General features: G+C 71.7%; 20 protein-coding genes and 2 tRNA genes. 15 read left to right on the top strand and 7 right to left on the bottom strand.

Translation table 11 applies throughout. From position 1 onward, the window contains the following. Positions 1 to 8: 8 nt before the first annotated feature. Positions 9 to 545: an SSI family serine proteinase inhibitor gene (locus ACFVIU_RS08505; protein WP_385841441.1), complete on the bottom strand. Its 537-nt coding sequence runs from the start codon at positions 543 to 545 to the stop codon at positions 9 to 11. 194 nt (positions 546 to 739) lie between these two features. Here ACFVIU_RS08505 and ACFVIU_RS08500 point away from each other — a divergent pair. From ACFVIU_RS08500 to ACFVIU_RS08485, 4 genes are all read left to right on the top strand, one after another. After that, positions 740 to 830, top strand: a tRNA-Ser gene (locus tag ACFVIU_RS08500). A gap of 204 nt (positions 831 to 1,034) precedes the next feature. Next, a tRNA-Arg gene (locus ACFVIU_RS08495) sits at positions 1,035 to 1,107 on the top strand. A 267-nt stretch (positions 1,108 to 1,374) separates the two neighbouring features. Beyond that, positions 1,375 to 1,911 carry an isoprenylcysteine carboxyl methyltransferase family protein gene (locus tag ACFVIU_RS08490; RefSeq protein ID WP_385841440.1) on the top strand — a complete coding sequence of 179 codons (537 nt, stop codon included), beginning with the start codon at positions 1,375 to 1,377 and terminating at the stop codon, positions 1,909 to 1,911. Between the two features lie 175 nt (positions 1,912 to 2,086). After that, the gene (locus ACFVIU_RS08485; RefSeq protein WP_385841439.1) at positions 2,087 to 2,929 is read left to right on the top strand and encodes a DUF5707 domain-containing protein; all 843 of its coding nucleotides are present in this window, start codon (positions 2,087 to 2,089) and stop codon (positions 2,927 to 2,929) included. 75 nt (positions 2,930 to 3,004) lie between these two features. Here ACFVIU_RS08485 and ACFVIU_RS08480 read toward each other — a convergent pair whose 3' ends face one another. After that, on the bottom strand, positions 3,005 to 3,496 hold the full coding sequence (locus ACFVIU_RS08480; RefSeq protein ID WP_385841438.1) for a MarR family winged helix-turn-helix transcriptional regulator: 492 nt from the start codon (positions 3,494 to 3,496) through the stop codon (positions 3,005 to 3,007). Between the two features lie 93 nt (positions 3,497 to 3,589). Here ACFVIU_RS08480 and ACFVIU_RS08475 point away from each other — a divergent pair, with 93 nt between their 5' ends. The 9 genes from ACFVIU_RS08475 (at position 3,590) to ACFVIU_RS08435 (ending at position 13,581) form a co-directional block, all read left to right on the top strand. Then, on the top strand, positions 3,590 to 3,952 hold the full coding sequence (locus ACFVIU_RS08475; RefSeq protein ID WP_385841437.1) for an HGxxPAAW family protein: 363 nt from the start codon (positions 3,590 to 3,592) through the stop codon (positions 3,950 to 3,952). A 51-nt stretch (positions 3,953 to 4,003) separates the two neighbouring features. Continuing rightward, a complete protein-coding gene (locus ACFVIU_RS08470) occupies positions 4,004 to 4,891 on the top strand; it encodes a DUF2797 domain-containing protein (RefSeq protein WP_385841436.1) in 888 nt (295 codons plus the stop codon). A 91-nt stretch (positions 4,892 to 4,982) separates the two neighbouring features. Continuing rightward, positions 4,983 to 5,318 carry an antibiotic biosynthesis monooxygenase family protein gene (locus ACFVIU_RS08465; protein ID WP_385841435.1) on the top strand — a complete coding sequence of 112 codons (336 nt, stop codon included), beginning with the start codon at positions 4,983 to 4,985 and terminating at the stop codon, positions 5,316 to 5,318. A gap of 100 nt (positions 5,319 to 5,418) precedes the next feature. Continuing rightward, positions 5,419 to 6,159 carry a response regulator transcription factor gene (locus ACFVIU_RS08460; RefSeq protein ID WP_385841433.1) on the top strand — a complete coding sequence of 247 codons (741 nt, stop codon included), beginning with the start codon at positions 5,419 to 5,421 and terminating at the stop codon, positions 6,157 to 6,159. Continuing rightward, the gene (locus ACFVIU_RS08455) at positions 6,156 to 7,796 is read left to right on the top strand and encodes an ATP-binding protein (protein ID WP_385841432.1); all 1,641 of its coding nucleotides are present in this window, start codon (positions 6,156 to 6,158) and stop codon (positions 7,794 to 7,796) included. The genes ACFVIU_RS08460 and ACFVIU_RS08455 overlap by 4 nt, the downstream gene beginning before the upstream one ends. Before the next feature lie 14 nt (positions 7,797 to 7,810). Continuing rightward, positions 7,811 to 9,172, top strand: a complete 1,362-nt coding sequence (locus ACFVIU_RS08450; RefSeq protein ID WP_385841431.1) for a glycosyltransferase — start codon at positions 7,811 to 7,813, stop codon at positions 9,170 to 9,172. Continuing rightward, a complete protein-coding gene (locus ACFVIU_RS08445; RefSeq protein WP_385841430.1) occupies positions 9,169 to 11,265 on the top strand; it encodes a glycosyltransferase family 39 protein in 2,097 nt (698 codons plus the stop codon). The genes ACFVIU_RS08450 and ACFVIU_RS08445 overlap by 4 nt, the downstream gene beginning before the upstream one ends. 73 nt (positions 11,266 to 11,338) lie before the next feature. Beyond that, positions 11,339 to 12,736: an MFS transporter gene (locus ACFVIU_RS08440; RefSeq protein ID WP_385841429.1), complete on the top strand. Its 1,398-nt coding sequence runs from the start codon at positions 11,339 to 11,341 to the stop codon at positions 12,734 to 12,736. A gap of 83 nt (positions 12,737 to 12,819) precedes the next feature. Then, positions 12,820 to 13,581, top strand: a complete 762-nt coding sequence (locus ACFVIU_RS08435; RefSeq protein ID WP_385841427.1) for a TetR/AcrR family transcriptional regulator — start codon at positions 12,820 to 12,822, stop codon at positions 13,579 to 13,581. Here the strand turns inward: ACFVIU_RS08435 and ACFVIU_RS08430 are convergent, their stop codons facing one another. The 4 genes from ACFVIU_RS08430 to ACFVIU_RS08415 form a co-directional block, all read right to left on the bottom strand. Next, positions 13,582 to 14,055, bottom strand: coding sequence for a PPOX class F420-dependent oxidoreductase (locus tag ACFVIU_RS08430; RefSeq protein ID WP_385841426.1), 474 nt, complete (start codon positions 14,053 to 14,055; stop codon positions 13,582 to 13,584). Positions 14,056 to 14,104: 49 nt separating this feature from the next. Beyond that, positions 14,105 to 14,926, bottom strand: coding sequence for a YceI family protein (locus ACFVIU_RS08425; protein WP_385841425.1), 822 nt, complete (start codon positions 14,924 to 14,926; stop codon positions 14,105 to 14,107). Positions 14,927 to 15,020: 94 nt separating this feature from the next. Then, positions 15,021 to 17,561: an MFS transporter gene (locus ACFVIU_RS08420; protein ID WP_385841424.1), complete on the bottom strand. Its 2,541-nt coding sequence runs from the start codon at positions 17,559 to 17,561 to the stop codon at positions 15,021 to 15,023. Positions 17,562 to 17,574: 13 nt separating this feature from the next. After that, positions 17,575 to 18,078 carry a MarR family winged helix-turn-helix transcriptional regulator gene (locus ACFVIU_RS08415; protein WP_385841423.1) on the bottom strand — a complete coding sequence of 168 codons (504 nt, stop codon included), beginning with the start codon at positions 18,076 to 18,078 and terminating at the stop codon, positions 17,575 to 17,577. A 218-nt stretch (positions 18,079 to 18,296) separates the two neighbouring features. Between ACFVIU_RS08415 and ACFVIU_RS08410 the strand changes: the two genes are divergently transcribed. Next, positions 18,297 to 18,494 (top strand): hypothetical protein, encoded by a 198-nt coding sequence (locus ACFVIU_RS08410; protein ID WP_385841422.1) that lies wholly within the window; start codon positions 18,297 to 18,299, stop codon positions 18,492 to 18,494. A 105-nt stretch (positions 18,495 to 18,599) separates the two neighbouring features. Here the strand turns inward: ACFVIU_RS08410 and ACFVIU_RS08405 are convergent, their stop codons facing one another. Beyond that, a complete protein-coding gene (locus tag ACFVIU_RS08405; protein ID WP_385841421.1) occupies positions 18,600 to 18,842 on the bottom strand; it encodes a hypothetical protein in 243 nt (80 codons plus the stop codon). A 40-nt stretch (positions 18,843 to 18,882) separates the two neighbouring features. Between ACFVIU_RS08405 and ACFVIU_RS08400 the strand changes: the two genes are divergently transcribed. Then, complete coding sequence (locus ACFVIU_RS08400) at positions 18,883 to 19,137, top strand: hypothetical protein (protein WP_385841420.1); 255 nt, start codon at positions 18,883 to 18,885, stop codon at positions 19,135 to 19,137. Positions 19,138 to 19,322: the final 185 nt, after the last annotated feature.

Here is a 19,322-nt window from a genome sequence, read left to right as displayed (position 1 = left end):
CCGGACCTTTACGCGACCGGTACCTCGGCGCCGTCCGCCCGGGGCAGCAGCGGCACCATCCGGTCCCACCGTCCGGCCTCGCATCCGTTGCCCCGGTCGTAGACGGCGTCGACCGGGCGGCCGGCCCAGGTGCCGGTGACATGGGCGGTGGCCGGGCCGCCGTAGAGCATGGTGCAGGTGCTGCCGGGGGCCACCGGCGCGAAGGGGTCACGCCCCCACCGGGTGTTCTCGTCCAGCACCCGGCAGGCCCCGGCCGGGTCCGGGTGGCGGCCGGCGCTCGGATGGCAGGACAGCTCGTACGTCCCGTCCCGCCCGGCCCCGGCGTGCCGGACGACGAGGGTCAGTCGGTCCCCGGCGCGCTCCGGCCCGCCCCGGTCCTCGGGCCGCACGGGCGGCGGCACGGCAGCGGCGGCGGGTACGGCGGTGAGGGCGAGCTGGGCGAGGGTGGCCGACGGGACCAGGGAGACGAGGGAAGCGAGCGAGACGGCGGCGGCGAAGGGGGACGCGAGGGAACGCCGCCCGCGACCGGACAGGACGGAAACCATGCCCTGCCCAACGCCCCCACCCCCCGAACGTTGCGCCTCTCCCCACCCCTGGGCCGTTCTCCGCCGCACCGTCGGCAAAGCCCTTTGCTCTGTGCCCCGCCTGCCTAGTACCGTAGGGGGCGATTGGTGACACCGCACTCGACTGTGTCATCATCTGCACGCACCACTCTCGCGCTCGCGTGAGCGGTTGTGCTGGAGGCGTCGCCTAGTCCGGTCTATGGCGCCGCACTGCTAATGCGGTTTGGGCCTTAAAGCCCATCGAGGGTTCAAATCCCTCCGCCTCCGCACCGATCCCGAAGCCCCGGTCCCCAGGACCGGGGCTTCGGCGTTTCCACCCCACCGGCCTCCATGGGGCCTCCAGGCACGTTTCCGCAGGTCACAAGGGGTGTGCCGATCGGATTTCACATGTCGGCGGCAGTCATGTAATGTTCTTCCTGTCGCCGGGACGGGCCGAAAGGCCGGGAAACGGAGACAAGAACAAAAGAACAAGCACTCGTAGCTTAACGGATAGAGCATCTGACTACGGATCAGAAGGTTGCAGGTTCGAATCCTGCCGAGTGCACACAGACAAGAGGCCCCGGAGAGATCCGGGGCCTCTTGCGTTTCAGGGGCGTACCGCAGCGAAGTACGGCAACGGGCTCTGCATCAGCCGACCGGCGCAGCCCCGGCAGCTCACCCCGACGCAGGCCGACGCGGACCGCCGGCTCCTCCCCTCTCGGTCCTGCATCTTTCGGGTGAAAGGCAATTTGAGCTGCAAAAGGTGCGGGGTCTAGCGTGCGCGCACGAGCGCCGTCTTCCTCCCCTCGCACCCTGGAAGGAACAGCCCACCGTGATCCAACCGGGTACCGTTCACCTGCCCGCAGGGCTGGCCGTTCTCCTGGCGGTCATCGCCGGTGAGCGTCTGCTGGAACTCGTGGTGGCCCATCGGCACGCGCGCTGGGCCACGGCTCGTGGAGGCACGGAGTACGGCCGCGGCCACTATCCCGTGATGGTCGTCCTTCACGTCGGGCTCCTCCTCGGCACCCTCGCCGAAGCAGTGCTGGGGCACCACGCGTTCGTTCCCGCCCTGGGCTGGCCGGCCCTGAGCGCGGTCATCGTGGCGAACCTCGGGCGCTGGTGGTGCATCCGTTCCCTCGGCCCTCAGTGGAACACCCGCGTCATCATCGTCCCGAACCTGGCCTTGGTCAGCAGGGGCCCCTACCGCTGGATGCGCCACCCCAACTACGTCTTCGTGATCATGGAAGGCCTGGCGTTGCCGCTGGTCTACGGCGCCTGGCTGACAGCCCTCCTGTTCACGGCCGCCAACGCGGCACTGCTGACGGTGCGCCTGAGGGTGGAGAACGAAGCGCTGCAACTGGCCGCGTAGGGCTCCTTCGCCCCACTCTGCGGGTTGGTCATGCACCGTTAAAAAAATTGTTCTATCCCGTACAACTGTTCCCAGGGGTCGCGGGTCTTCGCAGGTGAGTCAAGAGACTCATCAGACCTCGGGCTCACCAGTGCCCCCCACTGCTGGTGGCCCTCTGTCCTTTTGGGGAAGACAGATGCGCATTCGTGCCAGCGTGGCCGCCGCGACGGTTTCCGGCGCCGTGGCACTCACCGCCCTCGTCGCTCCGGCCGCTCAGGCGGCGGACGGCCCGGCCGGTGTCGCCGCCAAGATGTCGGGCGTGACGATGTCGCCGGCGGACGAGAGCCAGGGCGACACGACGATCACCAAGGTGACCGTCAACGGCAACAAGGACGTCGTCGTCGGCGTCAGCAAGAAGTCCTTCACCATCTACGTGACGGCGACCGACCCGTCCGGCATCTACAGCGCCGGCGCCTTCCTGTGGCACGGCACCAGCCTCGACAAGGACAACCCGGACGTCGACGGGGTGCTCGGCACCGACGACGACGCCACCTGCGACAACTGGAGCGCCACCTCCGCCACCTGCAAGATCACCATCACGGCCACGTCGGACGACCTGTACGACAGCATCCTGGCCGGCAAGTGGAACGTCGCCGCCTGGGCGGTCGGCAATGACGCCGACTACATCCAGACGGAGGTCTACAAGAACCACTGGGTGAAGCGCGCCGCCAGCTTCAGCGGCTTCAACGCCGGTCCCGAGCCGGTCGCCAAGGGCAAGGCCGTCACGCTCACGGGCACCCTGAAGCGCGCGAGCTGGACCAACCTGAAGTACTACGGCTACGGCAGCCAGTCCGTGGACGTGCAGTTCAAGAAGTCCGGCGCCAGCACCTACAGCACCGTGAAGACGATCAAGGCCTCGTCGAGCGGCTACCTGAAGACCTCGGTGACCGCCTCCGTGGACGGCACCTGGCGCTTCCACTACAACGGCAGCAGCACCACCTCGGGCGCGGACGCCTACGACTACGTCGACGTCCGCTGACCTGGCTGAATAGTGGAGTAGAGCGAAGGCCCCGGAGTGATCCGGGGCCTTCGTCGTTCCCAGGACCAGGGCCGGTCAGCACTCCTCGTCCGGGTCGTTCCGGTTCAGCTTCTCCAGGTACTCGTGGGCCAGGCCGGTGGCCCGGGTGAACCAGTCGGTGACGACCGCCAGCTCCTCCGGGGAGTACTCGGCGAACAGCGCCGTCAGCCGCTTGTAGTGGCCGGCGTACACCGCCTCGACCCGGGAGACCGCGTCGGGTACGGCGGCCACGCGCACGCGGCGGCGGTCGGCCGGGTCGGGGCGACGGGTGACGTATCCGGCGCGTTCGAGGCGGTTGAGGATGCCCGTCACCGCACCGGTGGTGACATGGGCGCGGGCCGCCAGGTCACCGGCCGTCAGCAGGTCCTCGCCGGCCTCCAGGACGAAGGCGAAGCAGGTCAGGTCGGTGACGGTCAGGCCGAGCCGGCGGGCCAGCTCCTGCTGGCCGATCAGATGGGCGGCGATGAGGTGGTCCATGGCCGACAGCGCCTCGGCCGGAGTGGCGGGCGGTCGTGGCGTGCCGTGCATCTTCCCAAGTCCCTTAGTTCGTGAGAGGTTTGTTCAGTAAATTTCTTAGCGGGTAAGAGGAACGCTGTGGGCGTTCCCCGTGGAGGCGGTTCCATGAGTCTGTACGACGAGGGTCACACCATCGCCGGCTGGACCGGCTTCGGCATCGCGACCGCCGGGGCCGGTGTCATCGGAGTGGGGGTGTGCACGGGCTCGCTGCCGCTGGCCGGCGTGGGGCTGGGCGTGGTGGCGGTGAGCGTCCTGGTGACCTGGCTGCTCCATCTGTCCGGCTGGGGCAAGCCCCCGGGCGTACGGCCCCGGGCGGACTGGCCGATGCGCGCCCGGGACCCGCAGGCCCGAGCCGGCCACCCCGGCTGCGTGAGCTGCCGGCTGGCGGGGCGCAGCAGGGGGCGGGGAGAGCGGGCCGGTGCCGGGTCGCCGTACGAGGTCGCCTCCGAGGGGGCGCGGGCGTCCTAGGCATAGAGGGCCCGGGCCCGTTGTCGGACCTCGCCTCTACGCTCGGAGGTGATGGCACAGGTATGGAAGTGCGCGGGGCTGCGCTGGGCGCCGGAGGGGCCCGCGCTGGTGTGGGACGGCGGGCGGCGCAGTGCGCTGCCCCGGGGGAAGCGGGTCGCCTTCGCCGTGCCGGAGGGCGGGGTGCGCAGGTGTGTGGGGGCGCGCGGGCATGCCTGTCCGGTGCGGGCGGCCGTGCCGGGGAGGGGCATGGGCGCGCGGTGCGAGGAGTGTGCGCGGCTGGACCGGGCGCACTCCGTGGCCGCCGACACGCTCGCCGACGACCCGCGTCCGTACCGGGTGTATCTCGCCTGGTTCGGGCCCGGCATGGTGAAGGTCGGGATCACCGCCGTCGAGCGGGGTCCGGCGCGGCTGCTGGAGCAGGGTGCCGTCTGCTTCAGCTGGCTCGGCACCGGTCCGCTGATGGCCGCCCGGCGCGCCGAGGAGCTGCTGCGGGCCGCGCTGCGGGTGCCGGACCGGATTCCGTACGGCGAGAAGCGGGCGGTGCGGGCGGCACTGCCGGTGGAGGCGGTGGAACGGGCGGCTGAGGTAAGGGAGTTGCACGCCCGCGCCGGGGCGCTTGCCGGCTGGCCGGAGTCCCTGCGCCCCGAGCCCTGCCATGTCGTCGACCACATGGGGGTGTTCGGGCTCGCCGGGGCGCCGGCGGCGCGCGGCGCGGTCGTGGAGCTGGTGCCGGGGGGTGCGGTGAGCGGTGCGCTGGTCGCCGCCGCCGGGCCGGATCTGCATCTGGCGGTCGACGGGTGGGGGGTCGTCGTGCTCGACACCCGGCTGATGGCGGGGTGGGAGCTGGTGGCTCCGGACGGGAGCGGGGGGCCGTCCCAGCGCGCCTTTCCCGTAAGGGAGTTCCCGGCGGAGGCCACCGTCCAGGACGAGCTGTTCTGAGGGGAGCCAAGGGTCAAGACGTGGATCCCGTTCGGATCCCGTTCGGCAAGACCGGCGGGTCCGGGTACCCGGGCGGGTCATGGTGGAGGGCATGAGTGATCAGCCCACCGCACCCGAAACGCCGTACTACGCCGTCGTGTTCACCGCCGTACGCACCGATGAGGGAGCCGAGGACTACGACGCGGCCGCCGCTCGGCTGAGCGGCCTCGTCCGGGACATCCCCGGCTTCCTCGGTGAGGACTTCGCCCGCACTCCGGGCGGACTCGCCATCAGCGTGGCCTACTTCCGCGACCTCGACGGCATCGAGCGCTGGCGGCGGCACCCCGAGCACCGTGCGGCCAAGGAGCGCGGCCGGAAGGAGTGGTACGAGCGGTACACGATCCACATCGCCCGGGTCGAGCACTCCTACTCCTTCCAGCGGCCCTGACCGGCCCCCAGGGTTTTCCCGAGCGGGGCCCGGGGGTTTCTCAGGGAAATCACAGACACGTGAAAGCGTGTTCTCAGAGGGCCTCGTCACGGTGTGCACCATGACCACGACCTCGCCCCAGGGGCGCACCGAACTGCTGAGGCCGGACGGGAGCCCCGTCCGCGTGCTGGTGGTGGACGACGAGCTGTCGATCACCGAACTGCTGAGCATGGCCCTGCGCTACGAGGGCTGGCAGATCAGGAGCGCGGGGGACGGGCAGGGCGCCGTACAGACCGCGCGGGAGTTCCGGCCCGACGCCGTCGTGCTCGACATGATGCTGCCCGACATGGACGGCCTCGCCGTGCTGGGCCGGCTGCGCCGCGAACTGCCGGACGTGCCGGTGCTGTTCCTGACCGCCAAGGACGCGGTGGAGGACCGTATCGCCGGGCTCACGGCCGGTGGCGACGACTACGTCACCAAGCCGTTCAGCCTGGAGGAGGTCGTGGCCCGGCTGCGCGGGCTCATCCGCAGGTCCGGGGCGGCCGACCGGCGCTCGGACTCGGTGCTCGTCGTCGGGGACCTGACCCTGGACGAGGACAGCCACGAGGTGACCCGGGCCGGGCAGTCCATCCACCTGACCGCCACCGAGTTCGAGCTGCTGCGCTTCCTCATGCGCAACCCCCGGCGGGTGCTCAGCAAGGCGCAGATCCTGGACCGGGTGTGGTCGTACGACTTCGGCGGCCAGGCCAACGTGGTCGAGCTGTACATCTCGTATCTGCGCAGGAAGATCGACGCGGGCCGGGAGCCGATGATCCACACCCGGCGCGGGGCCGGTTACCTGATCAAGCCCGCCGTGTCATGAGCGGACGGCGCCGGCCGGGTCCGCAGGCGCGACAGCAGCGACGGCAGCGGCACATGCCACGGGTGGGGCGGCCGCGCACCCTGCGGACCCGGCTCGTCGTCGCCTCGGTGGTGCTGATCGCGGTGGTGTGCGCGGTGATCGGCACTGTCACCACGCTCGCGCTGCGCTCGCATCTGTACGACCAGCTGAACCGGCAGCTCATCGAGGCCTCCGCCCGCGCGGCCGGCGGGTTCCGGCTGCCGGACGGGATGAGGAACGGCGCCGCCCCGCCCGGCCGGCAGGACGTTTCCGAGGGGACGAGGCTCGGCGACTTCGTCGCCCACGGCCCGCAGCCCAGCGGCACCATCGCCGCCAGGGTCGAGCACGGCGCCGTCACCGACGCCAAGGTCGGCCACAAGGCCGAGGACGGCAACGGCATCCCGCAGATGAGCGCCAGATCGCTGACGTCCGCCCAGAGCAGGGCGCTGGCCGCCGTCCCCCGGGACGGAAATGTGCACAGCGTGGAGATCCCCGGACTCGGCGACTACCAGGCGGTGTACGCCGACGGCAACAACGGCACGTACTACGTCGCCCTCCCCACCAAGGAGACCGACGACAACATCGACGCGCTGGTCCTCATCGAGGTCAGTGTCACCGTGGCCGGTCTCGTCGCCGCCGGGATCGCCGGCTGGGTGCTCGTCGGCGTCGCCACCCGCCCCCTGCGCCGGGTCGCCGCCACCGCGACCCGCGTCTCCGAACTCCCGCTGCACACCGGCGAGGTGCACCTCAGCGAACGGGTCCCCGAGTCCGAGTGCGACCCGCACACCGAGGTCGGCCGGGTCGGTGCCGCGCTCAACCGGATGCTGGACCATGTGCACGGCGCCCTGCACGCCCGGCAGCAGAGCGAGACGCGGGTACGGCAGTTCGTCGCCGACGCCAGCCATGAGCTGCGCACCCCGCTCGCGTCCATCCGGGGGTACGCCGAGCTGACCCGGCGCGGCCGGGAGCAGGTCGGGCCCGACACCCGGCACGCCCTGGGCCGTATCGAGTCCGAGGCGGGGCGGATGACGCTCCTCGTGGAGGACCTTCTGCTGCTCGCGCGGCTGGACGCGGGGCGGCCGCTCCGGTTCGAGCGGACGGATCTGGTTCCGCTGGTCGTGGACACGGTCAGCGACTCCCACGCGGCCGGCAGGGACCACACCTGGCGGCTCGACCTGCCCGACGAGCCCGCCCTCGTCTCCGCCGACGCCGCCCGCGTCCAGCAGGTGCTGGTCAATCTGCTGGGCAACGCCCGCACCCACACTCCGCCCGGTACGACGGTCACCGCACGGGTGCGGCGGCACGGGGCGTGGACGTGCGTCGACGTCGAGGACGACGGGCCGGGGATTCCTCCGGAGCTGTTGCCGCACGTCTTCGAGCGGTTCGCCCGGGGCGACTCCGCGCGGTCCCGGGCGACCGGGTCCACCGGGCTCGGGCTCGCCATCGTGCAGGCCGTCGCGGCGGCGCACGGCGGTGCCGTGACCGTGGACAGCGCGCCGGGGCGGACGGTGTTCACCCTGCACCTGCCCGCGGCCCCTCCGGCCGTCCCGGAAACAGACCGGCCCTCGGACTCACAGGCACAGCACAGTGCCACCACATGGGTGCGACAGGGCGCCTGACGAAAGTCGGGGCCATGCGAACCGACTCTTCTCCCGGCACCCTGCCGGCGCGGGAGCACCTCCCGGCCACCGACGCCGGAGCGCCTGTCCTGGACGTCGTGATCCCCGTGTACAACGAGGAGAAGGACCTCCAGCCGTGCGTCCGCAGACTGCACGAGCATCTCGCGCGGACCTTCCCGTACGCGTTCCGCATCACGATCGCGGACAACGCGTCCACGGACACCACCCCGCTGGTGGCGGCGCGGCTGGCGGCGGAGATCCCCGAGGTCGGCACCGTCCGCCTGGAGCAGAAGGGGCGGGGGCGGGCCCTGCGGGCCGTGTGGTCCGCCTCCGAGGCACCGGTCCTCGCCTACATGGACGTCGATCTGTCCACCGACCTCAACGCTCTGCTGCCGCTGGTGGCGCCGCTGATCTCCGGTCACTCGGACCTGGCGATCGGCTCCCGGCTGGCCCGCAGCTCCCGGGTGGTCCGCGGCCCCAAGCGGGAGTTGATCAGCCGGGCCTACAACCTGATCCTGCGCGGCTCGCTCCACGCCCGCTTCTCCGACGCCCAGTGCGGCTTCAAGGCCATCCGGCGGGATGTGGCGCAGGTGCTGCTGCCGCTGGTGGAGGACACCGGCTGGTTCTTCGACACCGAGATGCTGGTGCTCGCCGAGCGGGCGGGCCTGCGGATCCACGAGGTGCCGGTCGACTGGGTGGACGACCCGGACTCCACCGTGCACCTCGTGCAGACCGCCACCGACGACCTCAAGGGCGTGTGGCGTGTGGGCAGGGCCCTGGCCACCGGTTCGCTGCCGCTGGACCGGCTCACCCGCCCCTTCGGCGACGACCCGCGCGACCGCGAACTGACCGATGTGCCCAAGGGCCTGGCCCGCCAGCTGGTCGGATTCTGTGTCGTCGGCGGTCTGTCGACCCTCTTCTACCTCCTGCTGTACGGCGTCTTCCGGCAGTTCTGCGGCGCGCAGATGGCCAACGCGCTCGCGCTGCTGGTCTCCGCGACCGCCAACACGGCCGCCAACCGCCGGCTCACCTTCGGGGTGCGCGGCCGGGGCGGTGCCGTCCGGCACCAGGCGCAGGGCCTGGTGGTCTTCGGTATCGGCCTGGCCCTGACCAGCGGTTCCCTGGCCGCCCTGAACGCGGCCGGCGACCACCCGGCGCACTCCACCGAACTGGCGGTGCTGGTCGCCGCCAACCTCGCCGCGACCGTACTGCGCTTCCTGCTCTTCCGCGCCTGGGTCTTCCCCGACCGGGACGAGCCGGCGCCGACCGCTCCCACCGCGCCGCTCCCGCAGCGTCCGGTCCCGCACCAGCAGTCGTACGACCCCTACGACCCGTACGGCCCCTACACCCCGTACCAGGGGGAGGAATCCCGATGACCGTCCACGATCCGATCGGTACGACCGTCTGGGGGCCGCCCCCGACCGCACCCCCGACCCCAACCCCGACCGCATCCCCGCGCTGGGTCCGCCCGGCCTTCCTCGGCCTGCTCGCGGCCACCCTCCTCCTCTACCTCTACGACCTCAGCGCCTCCGGCTACGCCAACTCCTTCTACTCGGCAGCCGTTCAGGCGGGCAGCAGGTCCTGGAAGGCGTTCTTCTTCGGCTCGCTGGACGCGGGCAACGCCATCACCGTCGACAAGCCGCCGGCCTCGCTGTGGCCGATGGAGCTGTCGGTGCGGGTCTTCGGGCTGAACTCGTGGGCGATCCTGGCCCCCGAGGTGCTGATGGGGGTGGCGACCGTCGCGGTCGTGTACGCGGCCGTACGGCGCCGGTTCGGCCCGGTGTCCGGTCTGATCGCGGGTGCGGTGCTCGCGCTCACCCCCGTCGCGGCGCTGATGTTCCGGTTCAACAACCCGGACGCGATGCTGGCCCTGCTGATGGCGGTGGCCTGCTATCTCGTCGTGCGGGCGGTGGAGGACGGCCGGACCCGGTGGCTGGTGTGGGCCGGTGTGGCGATCGGTCTCGCGTTCCTCGCCAAGACGCTCCAGGCCTTCCTGATCCTTCCGGCGCTGGCGCTCGTGTACGCGGTCTGCGCGCCGGTGTCGCTGAGGAAGCGGTGCGCGCAGCTGGCCGCGGCGGCGCTCGCGCTGGTCGTCTCCGGCGGCTGGTGGGTGGCGGTGGTCGAGCTGTGGCCCGCGTCCTCGCGGCCGTACGTGGGCGGCTCGCAGCACAACAGCTTCCTGGAGCTGACCTTCGGCTACAACGGGCTGGGCCGGCTCAACGGCGAGGAGACCGGCAGCGTCGGCGGCGGGGGCGGGGGCGGTGGCACCGGGATGTGGGGTGCGACCGGCTGGAACCGGATGTTCAACTCCGAGATCGGCGGCCAGATCTCCTGGCTGCTGCCGTCCGCGCTGATCCTGCTCGGCGCGGGCCTGGTCGCCACGCGCAGACTGAAGCGGACCTCCGTCACCCGTGCGTCGTTCCTGGTGTGGGGCGGCTCGCTGCTGGTGACCATGGCGGTCTTCAGCTACATGGCGGGCATCTTCCACCAGTACTACACCGTGGCCCTCGCGCCCTATCTGGCCGCCGTCGTCGGCATGGGCGCCGGGCTGCTGTGGGAGAGGCGGCGGGAGACGTGGGCGTCGATCACCCTCGCCGCCTCCGTGGTCGCGGCCGCGGCCTGGGGCTATGTCCTGCTCCACCGCACCTCCGGCTATCTGCCGTGGCTGAAATGGCTGGTGCTGGTCGGCGGCCTCACCGCGGCGCTCAGCCTGGTCTTCGCCGGCCGGATCCCCCGGCGGCTCGCTCTCGCCTCGGCGGCGGTGGGCCTGGTGGCGGCGCTGGCCGGTCCGACGGCGTACACCCTGAGCACGCTCCAGCAGGGTCACACCGGCTCGATCGTCACGGCCGGTCCGGCGGGCGCGAGCAGGATGGGCGGCCCCGGCGGCGGTGGCCGGCCGGGCGGTGGCATGGGCCGCGGCGGCTTCGGCGGCGGCATGCCGGGCCAGAGCCGGCAGGGAGGCCGGCTGAACGGCAACGGATTCCCGGGCGGTGGCATGCCGGGCCGGAACCAGCCGGGCCCGCAGGGGCAGCAGAACGGCAACGGGTTCCCCGGCGGCGGCCGGACGGGCGAGGGCGGCATGGGCGGCGGCGGAGGCGTCGGCGGCCTGCTGAACGGCGCGTCCGTCTCCGCCGGGGCCAGGAAGCTGCTGGAGACGGACGCGGCGAAGTACACCTGGGTGGCCGCGTCCATCGGCTCCCAGAACGCGGCCGCCTACCAGCTCGCCACCGGCGATCCGGTGATGGCGATCGGCGGCTTCAACGGCACCGACCCGTCGCCCACGCTGGCCCGGTTCAAGCAGTACGTGGCCGACGGGAGGATCCACTACTTCATCGCGGGCGGCGGCATGGGCAGGGGCGGCAACAGCGGCACCGCCTCCCAGATCAGCTCGTGGGTCCAGAGCACCTTCAAGAAGGTGACGGTCGGTTCGGCCACCTTCTACGACCTGACGCAGAGGAAGACCGGCTGACGGACGGGCCGGGGAACGGGCGTACGAGAAAAGTGTTGTACACCGTATAGCTGCCAGCTATACGGTGTACAGCATGTCAACGAGTCCGCACACCCCGCAGGGCCACCCCCAGCGCTGGCTGATCCTCGGTGTCATCTGTCTCGCCCAGCTCACCGTGCTGCTGGACAACACCGTCCTGAACGTGGCCATCCCCTCGCTCACCCGCGAACTGCACGCGGCCACCTCCGACATCCAGTGGATGATCAACGCCTACTCGCTGGTGCAGTCCGGCCTGCTGCTCACCGCGGGCAGCGCCGCCGACCGGTACGGCCGTAAGAAGATGCTGGTCACGGGGCTCGCCCTGTTCGGCCTCGGCTCCCTCACGGCGGCCCTCGCCGGTTCCACCGCCCAGCTGATCGTCGCCCGGGCCGGCATGGGCATCGGCGGCGCGCTGCTGATGACGACCACGCTCGCCGTCGCCATGCAGATCTTCGCCCCCGAGGAGCAGCCGAAGGCCATCGGCATATGGGCCGCGGTCAACGCCCTGGGCTTCGCCGCCGGGCCCCTCATCGGCGGCTTCCTGCTGAACCACTTCTGGTGGGGCTCGATCTTCCTGATCAACCTTCCGGTGGCGGCACTGGGCCTGGTCGCGGCCGTCGTCCTCGTACCGGAGTCCAAGGCGCCGCGCGGCGACCGGCCGGACCTGGTGGGCGCACTGCTGTCCACGGTCGGCATGGCCGCGCTCGTCTACGCGATCATCGCCGGGCCGGTGCACGGCTGGACCTCGCCGCGCGTGCTGGTCACGGCGGCCGTGGCGGTGGTGGTGCTCGGGCTCTTCGGCTATGCCGAGAGCAGGGTCGCCGAGCCGATGCTCGATCCGCACTTCTTCCGCGACCGGAAGTTCACCGGGGCCGTCGCCGGGGCGGTGCTGATCGCCTTCGGGATGGGCGGGTCGCTGTTCCTGCTGACCCAGCACCTCCAGTTCGTGCTCGGCTACGAGCCCCTGGAGGCGGGGCTGCGCACGGCTCCGCTGGCGCTGACGGTCGTACTGCTGAACTTCTCCGGACTGGCGGCCAAGCTGTCGCAGCGGCTGGGCACACCGGTCTCGATCGCCCTGGGGATGGCGCTGATGGCCCTCGGGCTGGTGTCGATCGCCGAGCTGGACTCCGGCGGGTACGCCGGGACGCTGGCCGGGCTGGTGGGCATCGGCGCCGGCGCCGCGGTGGCCTCGCCGGCGATGGCGCACGCCATCATGAGCGCGATACCGCCGGCGAAGGCCGGGGTGGGCGCCGGGATCAACGGAACGTTGGCCGAATTCGGGAACGGTCTTGGTGTCGCCGTCCTGGGCGCCGTGCTCAGCTCTTCACTGGCCTCGGGGAAGTCGCTGTCCGCGGGGCTGGGAGCCGGTCAACTGGTGGGAGCGGCGGCCGTGCTGACGGGCGGTCTGCTGGCCGCGGTGCTGCTCCGGCGGGCGGAGCGGAGCGTCACCTGACGGTTCGGATGGTATGGGTATGTCGGGGGCCGCGGGTGTGCACAGCGGGCCGGGACAGTGATCGGTAACGAGGAAGGGCGCCGGTGGCGAAGGACTCAGGGCGGTCGGCGCGGGCCAGTGTCTGGCTGGAACGCAAGGCCCCGCGCGGCGGGCGCAGCGGCCAGCCCTCCGGGCTCGACCGGGAGCGGATCACCGCGGCGTCGGTACGGCTGCTCGACGCCGAGGGGCTGGCCAAGTTCTCCATGCGGCGGCTGGCCGGTGAGCTGAACGTCACCGCGATGTCCCTGTACTGGTACGTCGACACCAAGGACGACCTGCTGGAACTCGCCCTGGACGCGGCCTTCGGGGAACTGCGGCTGCCCGACCCGGACGGCGCCGAGGAGCCCGACTGGCGGGCCCAGCTGCGCGACCTGGCCGCCGGGTACCGGGCCCTGCTGCTGCGTCACCCCTGGCTGTCCCGGCTGGCCGGGCAGTACCTCAACATCGGGCCCAACGCGCTGGCCTTCTCCCGTACCGTGCAGCGCGTCGTCCGGCGCACCGGGCTGCCGGCGCACCGGGTGATGAGCGCCATCTCGGCCGTGTTCCAGTTCGTGTACGGCTACGGCACGCTGGAGTCCCAGTTCATGTCCCGGATCGCCGACTCCGGGCTGAGCGCGGACGACTACTACCAGCAGGCCCTGACCGAGGCGCAGCGGCATCCCCAGGCCGCGGACATGATCCAGGAGTCCAGGGAGTTCATGGAGGCCCGCGGCGGGGACACGGTCGCCGAGATGATGGACCGGGACTTCACCTTCGCCCTGGACCTGCTGATCGCCGGTATCGAGGTGATGGTCGAGCGCGGCTGATCAGCCCTGGTCCGTCACCAGCCGGGCCGGGAAGCCGCCGGTGGCCACCGGGCCCCAGCGCTCCGGGGTGATCCGGATGATCGACTTGCCCTGCTTGACCATCGCCGCGCGGTACTCGTCCCAGTCGGGGTGCTCGCCGGCGATGTTGCGGTAGTACTCGACCAGCGGTTCCACCGAGTCGGGGGTGTCGACGACCTCGGCCGTGCCGTCGATCTGGACCCACGGGCCGTTCCAGTCGTCGCTCAGGACGACCAGCGCGACCCGCGGATCCCGCCGGGCGTTGCGGGCCTTGGCCCGCTCCGGGTAGGTGGAGACCACGATCCGGCCGGAGTCGTCGACCCCGCAGGTCAACGGGGAGGCCTGCGGCCCGCCGTCGGCCCGGCGGGTGATCAGCAGGGCCCGGTGCCGGGGCCGTACGAACTCCAGCAACTCGTCCAGGGATACCCGGGTGTTGGTAGCGATGTTCGGTGCCATGACAGCAGCCTAGGGGCAGCCGGCCACCGGGAGGGTGACCCTGTTGTGCCTACGCCTGGGGCAGCGTGTCGCCCTGGACCGCCTGGATGTCCAGCTCCACCTTCAGGGTGGTGCCGATCGCGGCGATCCCCGCCTGGAGCACCTGGTTGTAGTTCATCGCGAAGTCCTCCCGGTGCAGTTCCGCCGTCGCCCGGAAGGCCGCCCGGGTGCCGCCCCAGGGGTCGGCGCCGGTGCCCAGGTAGGCCAGGTCGAGGTCCACCGGTCGTACGATCCCGTGCATGGACAGCTCGCCGTGCACCGTCCAGCGGTCGGGGCCGGACTGGGTCAGGCCCGTCGACCGGTAGGTGATCTCCGGGTGGTTCTCGACGTCGAGGAAGTCGCCCGAGCGCAGGTGCGTGTCGCGCATGCCGTTGCCGGTGTCGACGGACGCGGCCCTGATGACCGCCTCCACCCGGGACTTGCCGATGTCGTCGGGGGCGATCTCGATCGTGCCGCCGAACTCGGTGAACCGGCCGTGCACGCTGGAGATGCCCAGGTGCTGGGCGACCGCGGCGACGGAGGAGTGCACCGGGTCGATGGTCCAGGGGCCGGGCGGCGGCAGTTCGGAGCCGCCCTGCCGGGCCAGTGTGACCGTGCCGACCTCGGCCCGGCCGCTCGCGGTGACGATCGCGGAGGAGGCCGCGGGCGCGTACCCGACGGCCGTCACGATCACCGTGTACGCCCCCGGCGCCAGCTCGGTGGTGTCCCGCACGGCCCCCTCGGCGTCCGCCTCGGCCCGCAGCACCTGCGTACCGGTCATGTCGGTCACCGTGACGACCGCGTGCGACACGGCCCACCCGTCCCGCGTACGGATCTTCGCGGTCAGTCCCATCCCGTTCTTCTCCCTGAAAAAGCCTAATAAATAGGTCGTAATGGACCGGCCCGTGGCGCGCACGAGGGGCGCGCACCACGGGCCGGGGGCCGGACTACTCGCCGGGGTGGGCGAGTTCGATCTCGTGGCCGTCGACTCCGGGGCCGGAGACGGTGAGGGCCGTGGCCACCGGCGGGTAGCCCGTCGCGATGACGGTGTACTCGCCGCTGTCCAGGTCGGTGAAGGCGTACGCCCCGTCCGCGCCGGTGGTGGCGGTGCCGACCACGTTGCCGGCCTGGTCGACCAGGGTCACCCGGGCGTCGGCGAGCAGGCCGTGCGGGGACCGGACGACACCCTGGAGGCGGGCGCCGGCGTCCAGGTCGATCTCGACCCGGGTGACCCCGGTGGTGCCGACCTCGACCGGCAGCGCGCGGGGCCGGAAGCCCTGCGCGTTGACCGCGACGGTGACGGTGCCGGGCACCAGGTCGGTGAGGGCGAAGTCGCCCTGCTCCCCGGTGGCGGCGGTGGCCAGCAGATCACCGCGGACGTCGGTGACGATCACCATGGCGTCCTTGACCGGCAGCGCGCTCCCGGCGGCCCGGACCACACCGGTCAGCCCGCTGGTGCCGCTGAGCAGGATGTCGTACGACAGCGGTTCCTCGCCCACCACGACGGTGGAGGCCTGCGGCTGGTAGCCGTCGGCGGAGGCGATCAGGACGTACGAGCCGGTGCCCGGGGCGTCGATCGCGTAGCCGCCGTCGGCCTGGGCGACCGCGCGGCCCAGCTGGCGGCCGGACAGCGAGATCAGGGTGACCGCGGCCTGCGGGACCGGGGCGCTCTCGGCGCCGCGGACGAAGCCGTGCACCGGGGTGCCGCCGGTGGTGCCGGGCCCGGCGACCGTGGCGACGGCGGTGGCCAGCGGCTGGGTGGCCGTGGCGGCGGCCGGGGTCTGCGCGGCGTCGGCGGCCGGGGTGGCGGCGACGGCGGCCGGGACCGGCTGCTCGGCGACCGGAGCGGCCTCGGCGGCGACCGGGGTGGCCTCGGCGGGGGCGCTGTCGCCCTCGGCGGCCTGGGCCAGGGCTCCCTTGGTCTTCAGCGGAACCTCCTTGATGAACAGCACGACGACGAAGGCGATCAGGGCGAACGGCGCCGCGTAGAGGAAGACGTCGGCGATGCCGTGGCCGTAGGCGCCCTCCAGCCAGGTGCGGACCGGGGCGGGCAGCTTGTCCATGTCGGGCAGGCCGTTGCCGCCCGCCGCGTGCGCGGCGGCCATCCGGGCCTTCGGGCTCAGCTCGGTGATGGTGTCCTTGGCGTAGTGGGTGATCCGCTCGGACATGACCGAGCCGAGCACGCCGACGCCGACCGCACCGCCGAGGGAGCGGAAGAAGCTCACCACGGAGGAGGCGACACCGAGGTCCTGCGGGGCGACCTGGTTCTGCGTGGACAGCACCAGGTTCTGCATCATCATGCCGACGCCGATGCCCAGCAGCGCCATGTAGATCGACAGCTCCCAGTAGGGGGTGTCGTAGCGCATCAGGCCGAGCAGGCCCAGGCCCGCCGTGAGGAAGACACCGCCGGCGACCAGCCAGCCCTTCCAGCGTCCGGTGCTGGTGATGAACCGGCCGGAGACCATCGACGCGACGAACAGACCGCCGATCATCGGGATGGTCATCACACCCGACATGGTCGGGGACTTGTCGCGGGCCAGCTGGAAGTACTGCGAGAAGAAGACGGTGCCCGAGTACATGCCGACACCGACGAACAGCGAGGCCAGGGAGGCCAGCGAGATGGTGCGGTTGCGGAACAGGCGCAGCGGGATGATCGGCTCGGAGGCCTTGGTCTCGGTGTACACGAAGAGCAGCGCGAGCACGATCGTGCCGCCCACCATCGTGTACGTCTGCCAGGACAGCCAGTCGTACTTGTCGTTGGCGAAGGTGACCCAGATCAGCAGCAGCGAGGCCGCGGCGGTGATGAAGAAGGCGCCGAGCCAGTCGACCTTGACCTGGCGCTTGACCACCGGCAGGTGCAGGGTCTTCTGGAGGACGATCAGCGCGATCAGCGCGAACGGGATACCGACGAAGAGGCAGTAGCGCCAGCCGAGCCAGTCGGTGTCGGTGATGACACCGCCGAGCAGCGGGCCGCCGACGGTGGCCACGGCGAAGGTGGCACCGGTGTAACCGCTGTACCGGCCGCGCTCACGCGGGGAGATCATCGCGGCCATGATCACCTGGACCAGGGCGGACAGACCGCCGGCGCCCAGGCCCTGCACCACACGGGCGGTGATCAGCATGGCCGGGTTCTGCGCCGTACCGGCGATGACCGAGCCGATGATGTAGATCACCAGGGATATCTGGACCAGGGCCTTCTTGCTGACCAGGTCGGCCAGCTTGCCCCACAGCGGCACCGAGGCGGTCATCGAGAGCAGCGCCGCGGTGACGACCCAGGTGTACGCGGACTGGCCGCCGCCGAGGTCCTTGATGATCGTCGGCAGGGCGTTGGTGACGATGGTCGAGGACAGGATGGCGGCGAACAGGCCGAGCAGCAGGCCGGACAGCGCCTCCATGATCTGCCGGTGCGTCATCGGGGCGTGGCCCGCCGAGGAGCCTCCCCCGTGCTTGGCGTGAGCCCGCACACCGGCTGGTGTGGTCGTTGCCATGGGCTTCCTTCTCTTACGTGGTTGCGGGTGTACGGGTGGTCTCTGCGACTACGGGGGCGGGCTCCGCGGGGAGCCGGACCGGCGTCGAGCGGCAGTCGCCGAAGGACGCCCGCAGGCGGGTCATCAGCCGGATGAGCTGGCCGACCTCGTCGTCGGTCCAGTCGGCGAGCCGCTCGGCGAGCAGATGCGAGGTCCGCCGGGACAGCTCGTCGCACTGCTCCAGGCCCGAGGGGGTCAGGCGCAGGATGCGCGAGCGCTTGTCCGCCGGGTCCGGGTGCCGTTCGATCCAGCCGCGTGCGGCGACGTGTGCGACATGGCGGCTGGTGACCGACATGTCCACGGCCAGCAGCTCGGCGAGCTTGCTCATGCGCATGTCGCCGTGGCGGCTGAGGAGCGTCAGCACGGCGGCCGAGCCGGCCGGGCAGTCGTGGGGCAGGATCCGCCCCAGGTCCCGTTTCACGGCCCCGACGGCACTGAGCTGACGCGCCAGCTCTTCGAACTGCGTCTGCTCGGCCATCACACCTCCCGTATTCGTTGCTTGGGGCAACCATACGCTCGATTGGTTGCTACAGGCAAATAAGTCGGGCGAGAGCTGACGCAAAACCTTGGCAAAGGCAAGTATTGCGATCGTAAATGTGCAGGTCGGTGCGGGTGGGCTGCGGGTGGGCTGCCCCCGTCTGTCCCGGTGGCCCCCCACTTGGGTGCCCGGCCCCGTCTTCGCTAAGGTCTCGGGCCATGGCTAACACCCAGGGCCCCCAGGGCAATTACGACCCCGCCGGCAGCACCCAGATGTTCCGCGCGTTCGTCGACGAGGCTCCCCAGGGACGGCAGCAGCAGGCGGCGGCCTCCTCCGGCCCCCGCGTCGGCCTGATCATCGGCGTGATCGTGGCGATCGCGGTGGTGGCGGGTGTGGCCTGGCTGGCCCTGTCGTAGGACGCGCCGACGGGCCGACCGGCTCGTGCGGGCCGACCGGCTTGTGCGGGCTGACCGGCTTGTGCGGGCTGACCGGCTTGTGCGGGCTGACCGGCTCGTGCGGGCTCATTTCCACCGTACGGAGACGTCCCGCGTCTCGATGTGCATGCCGAGCGGCACTTGCCAGGCTTCCACGCACACCGTCCAGGCGGTGCTCTTCTCCGCTCCGGCGGCGATCGGCACCGGCAGGTCCGCGGTGGACTCGACGGTTCCCCAGTCGATGCCGAGCGCCCCGATGATGTGCGTCCCGAAGGTCACCGAGCCGGAAGCCACCGCCGTACCGCCCGCGTTGCGGAAGTCGACGGTCACCTTCTGGCACCAGCGGTGATCCGTCGGTGCGGTGACAGGGGTGCCCCAGGAGAGATCGGCGGGGGCGGCCGGAGTGGTCGTCGGCGCGGTGGACGGGCCGGTCGACGAGGTGGGGCCGGAGGTCGGACCGGTTGTCGGGCCAGGCCTCGGGCTGCGGCTCGGGCTCGGTCTCGGGGAGGCGGCCGTCGGGCGTTCCGGGCTGCCGCTGGCACCCGAGGCCGGAGTGGTGGCCGGGGGTGCGGACGTAGGGGTCGCCCCCGGAGGTGAGTCGCCGCTCGCCCGGGTACGGCCGTGACTGCGCCGGCCGGCTCCGTCGAGCGGTACCAGCGTCACCGATCCCGTCGGCGTCGCGGCCGACGGGCGTCCCGGCGAGGAGCCGCCGCCCACCGCGGCATAGCCGCCACCCGGTCCGCCGCCTTGGCAGGCGGCGATCACCCCGCCGAGGCAGACGAAAACCACCGAAGCCGCCGCGAGGGCCCC

This window comes from Streptomyces sp. NPDC127190 (genome assembly GCF_042672505.1).
In the GTDB taxonomy this organism is placed as follows: domain Bacteria; phylum Actinomycetota; class Actinomycetes; order Streptomycetales; family Streptomycetaceae; genus Streptomyces.
The sequence above is the reverse complement of the archived record's forward strand: the minus strand, read 5'-3'. Positions and strand labels throughout refer to the sequence as shown.

Excerpts from the sequence above, each read along its gene's own strand:
- ACFVIU_RS08505 (WP_385841441.1), bottom strand. The coding sequence starts at position 545 with ATGGTTTCCGTCCTGTCCGGTCGCGGGCGGCGTTCCCTCGCGTCCCCC.
- ACFVIU_RS08485 (WP_385841439.1), top strand. The coding sequence starts at position 2,087 with ATGCGCATTCGTGCCAGCGTGGCCGCCGCGACGGTTTCCGGCGCCGTG.
- ACFVIU_RS08480 (WP_385841438.1), bottom strand. The coding sequence starts at position 3,496 with ATGCACGGCACGCCACGACCGCCCGCCACTCCGGCCGAGGCGCTGTCG.
- ACFVIU_RS08475 (WP_385841437.1), top strand. The coding sequence starts at position 3,590 with ATGAGTCTGTACGACGAGGGTCACACCATCGCCGGCTGGACCGGCTTC.
- ACFVIU_RS08470 (WP_385841436.1), top strand. The coding sequence starts at position 4,004 with ATGGCACAGGTATGGAAGTGCGCGGGGCTGCGCTGGGCGCCGGAGGGG.
- ACFVIU_RS08465 (WP_385841435.1), top strand. The coding sequence starts at position 4,983 with ATGAGTGATCAGCCCACCGCACCCGAAACGCCGTACTACGCCGTCGTG.
- ACFVIU_RS08460 (WP_385841433.1), top strand. The coding sequence starts at position 5,419 with ATGACCACGACCTCGCCCCAGGGGCGCACCGAACTGCTGAGGCCGGAC.
- ACFVIU_RS08455 (WP_385841432.1), top strand. The coding sequence starts at position 6,156 with ATGAGCGGACGGCGCCGGCCGGGTCCGCAGGCGCGACAGCAGCGACGG.
- ACFVIU_RS08450 (WP_385841431.1), top strand. The coding sequence starts at position 7,811 with ATGCGAACCGACTCTTCTCCCGGCACCCTGCCGGCGCGGGAGCACCTC.
- ACFVIU_RS08445 (WP_385841430.1), top strand. The coding sequence starts at position 9,169 with ATGACCGTCCACGATCCGATCGGTACGACCGTCTGGGGGCCGCCCCCG.
- ACFVIU_RS08440 (WP_385841429.1), top strand. The coding sequence starts at position 11,339 with ATGTCAACGAGTCCGCACACCCCGCAGGGCCACCCCCAGCGCTGGCTG.
- ACFVIU_RS08430 (WP_385841426.1), bottom strand. The coding sequence starts at position 14,055 with ATGGCACCGAACATCGCTACCAACACCCGGGTATCCCTGGACGAGTTG.
- ACFVIU_RS08425 (WP_385841425.1), bottom strand. The coding sequence starts at position 14,926 with ATGGGACTGACCGCGAAGATCCGTACGCGGGACGGGTGGGCCGTGTCG.
- ACFVIU_RS08420 (WP_385841424.1), bottom strand. The coding sequence starts at position 17,561 with ATGGCAACGACCACACCAGCCGGTGTGCGGGCTCACGCCAAGCACGGG.
- ACFVIU_RS08415 (WP_385841423.1), bottom strand. The coding sequence starts at position 18,078 with ATGGCCGAGCAGACGCAGTTCGAAGAGCTGGCGCGTCAGCTCAGTGCC.
- ACFVIU_RS08410 (WP_385841422.1), top strand. The coding sequence starts at position 18,297 with ATGGCTAACACCCAGGGCCCCCAGGGCAATTACGACCCCGCCGGCAGC.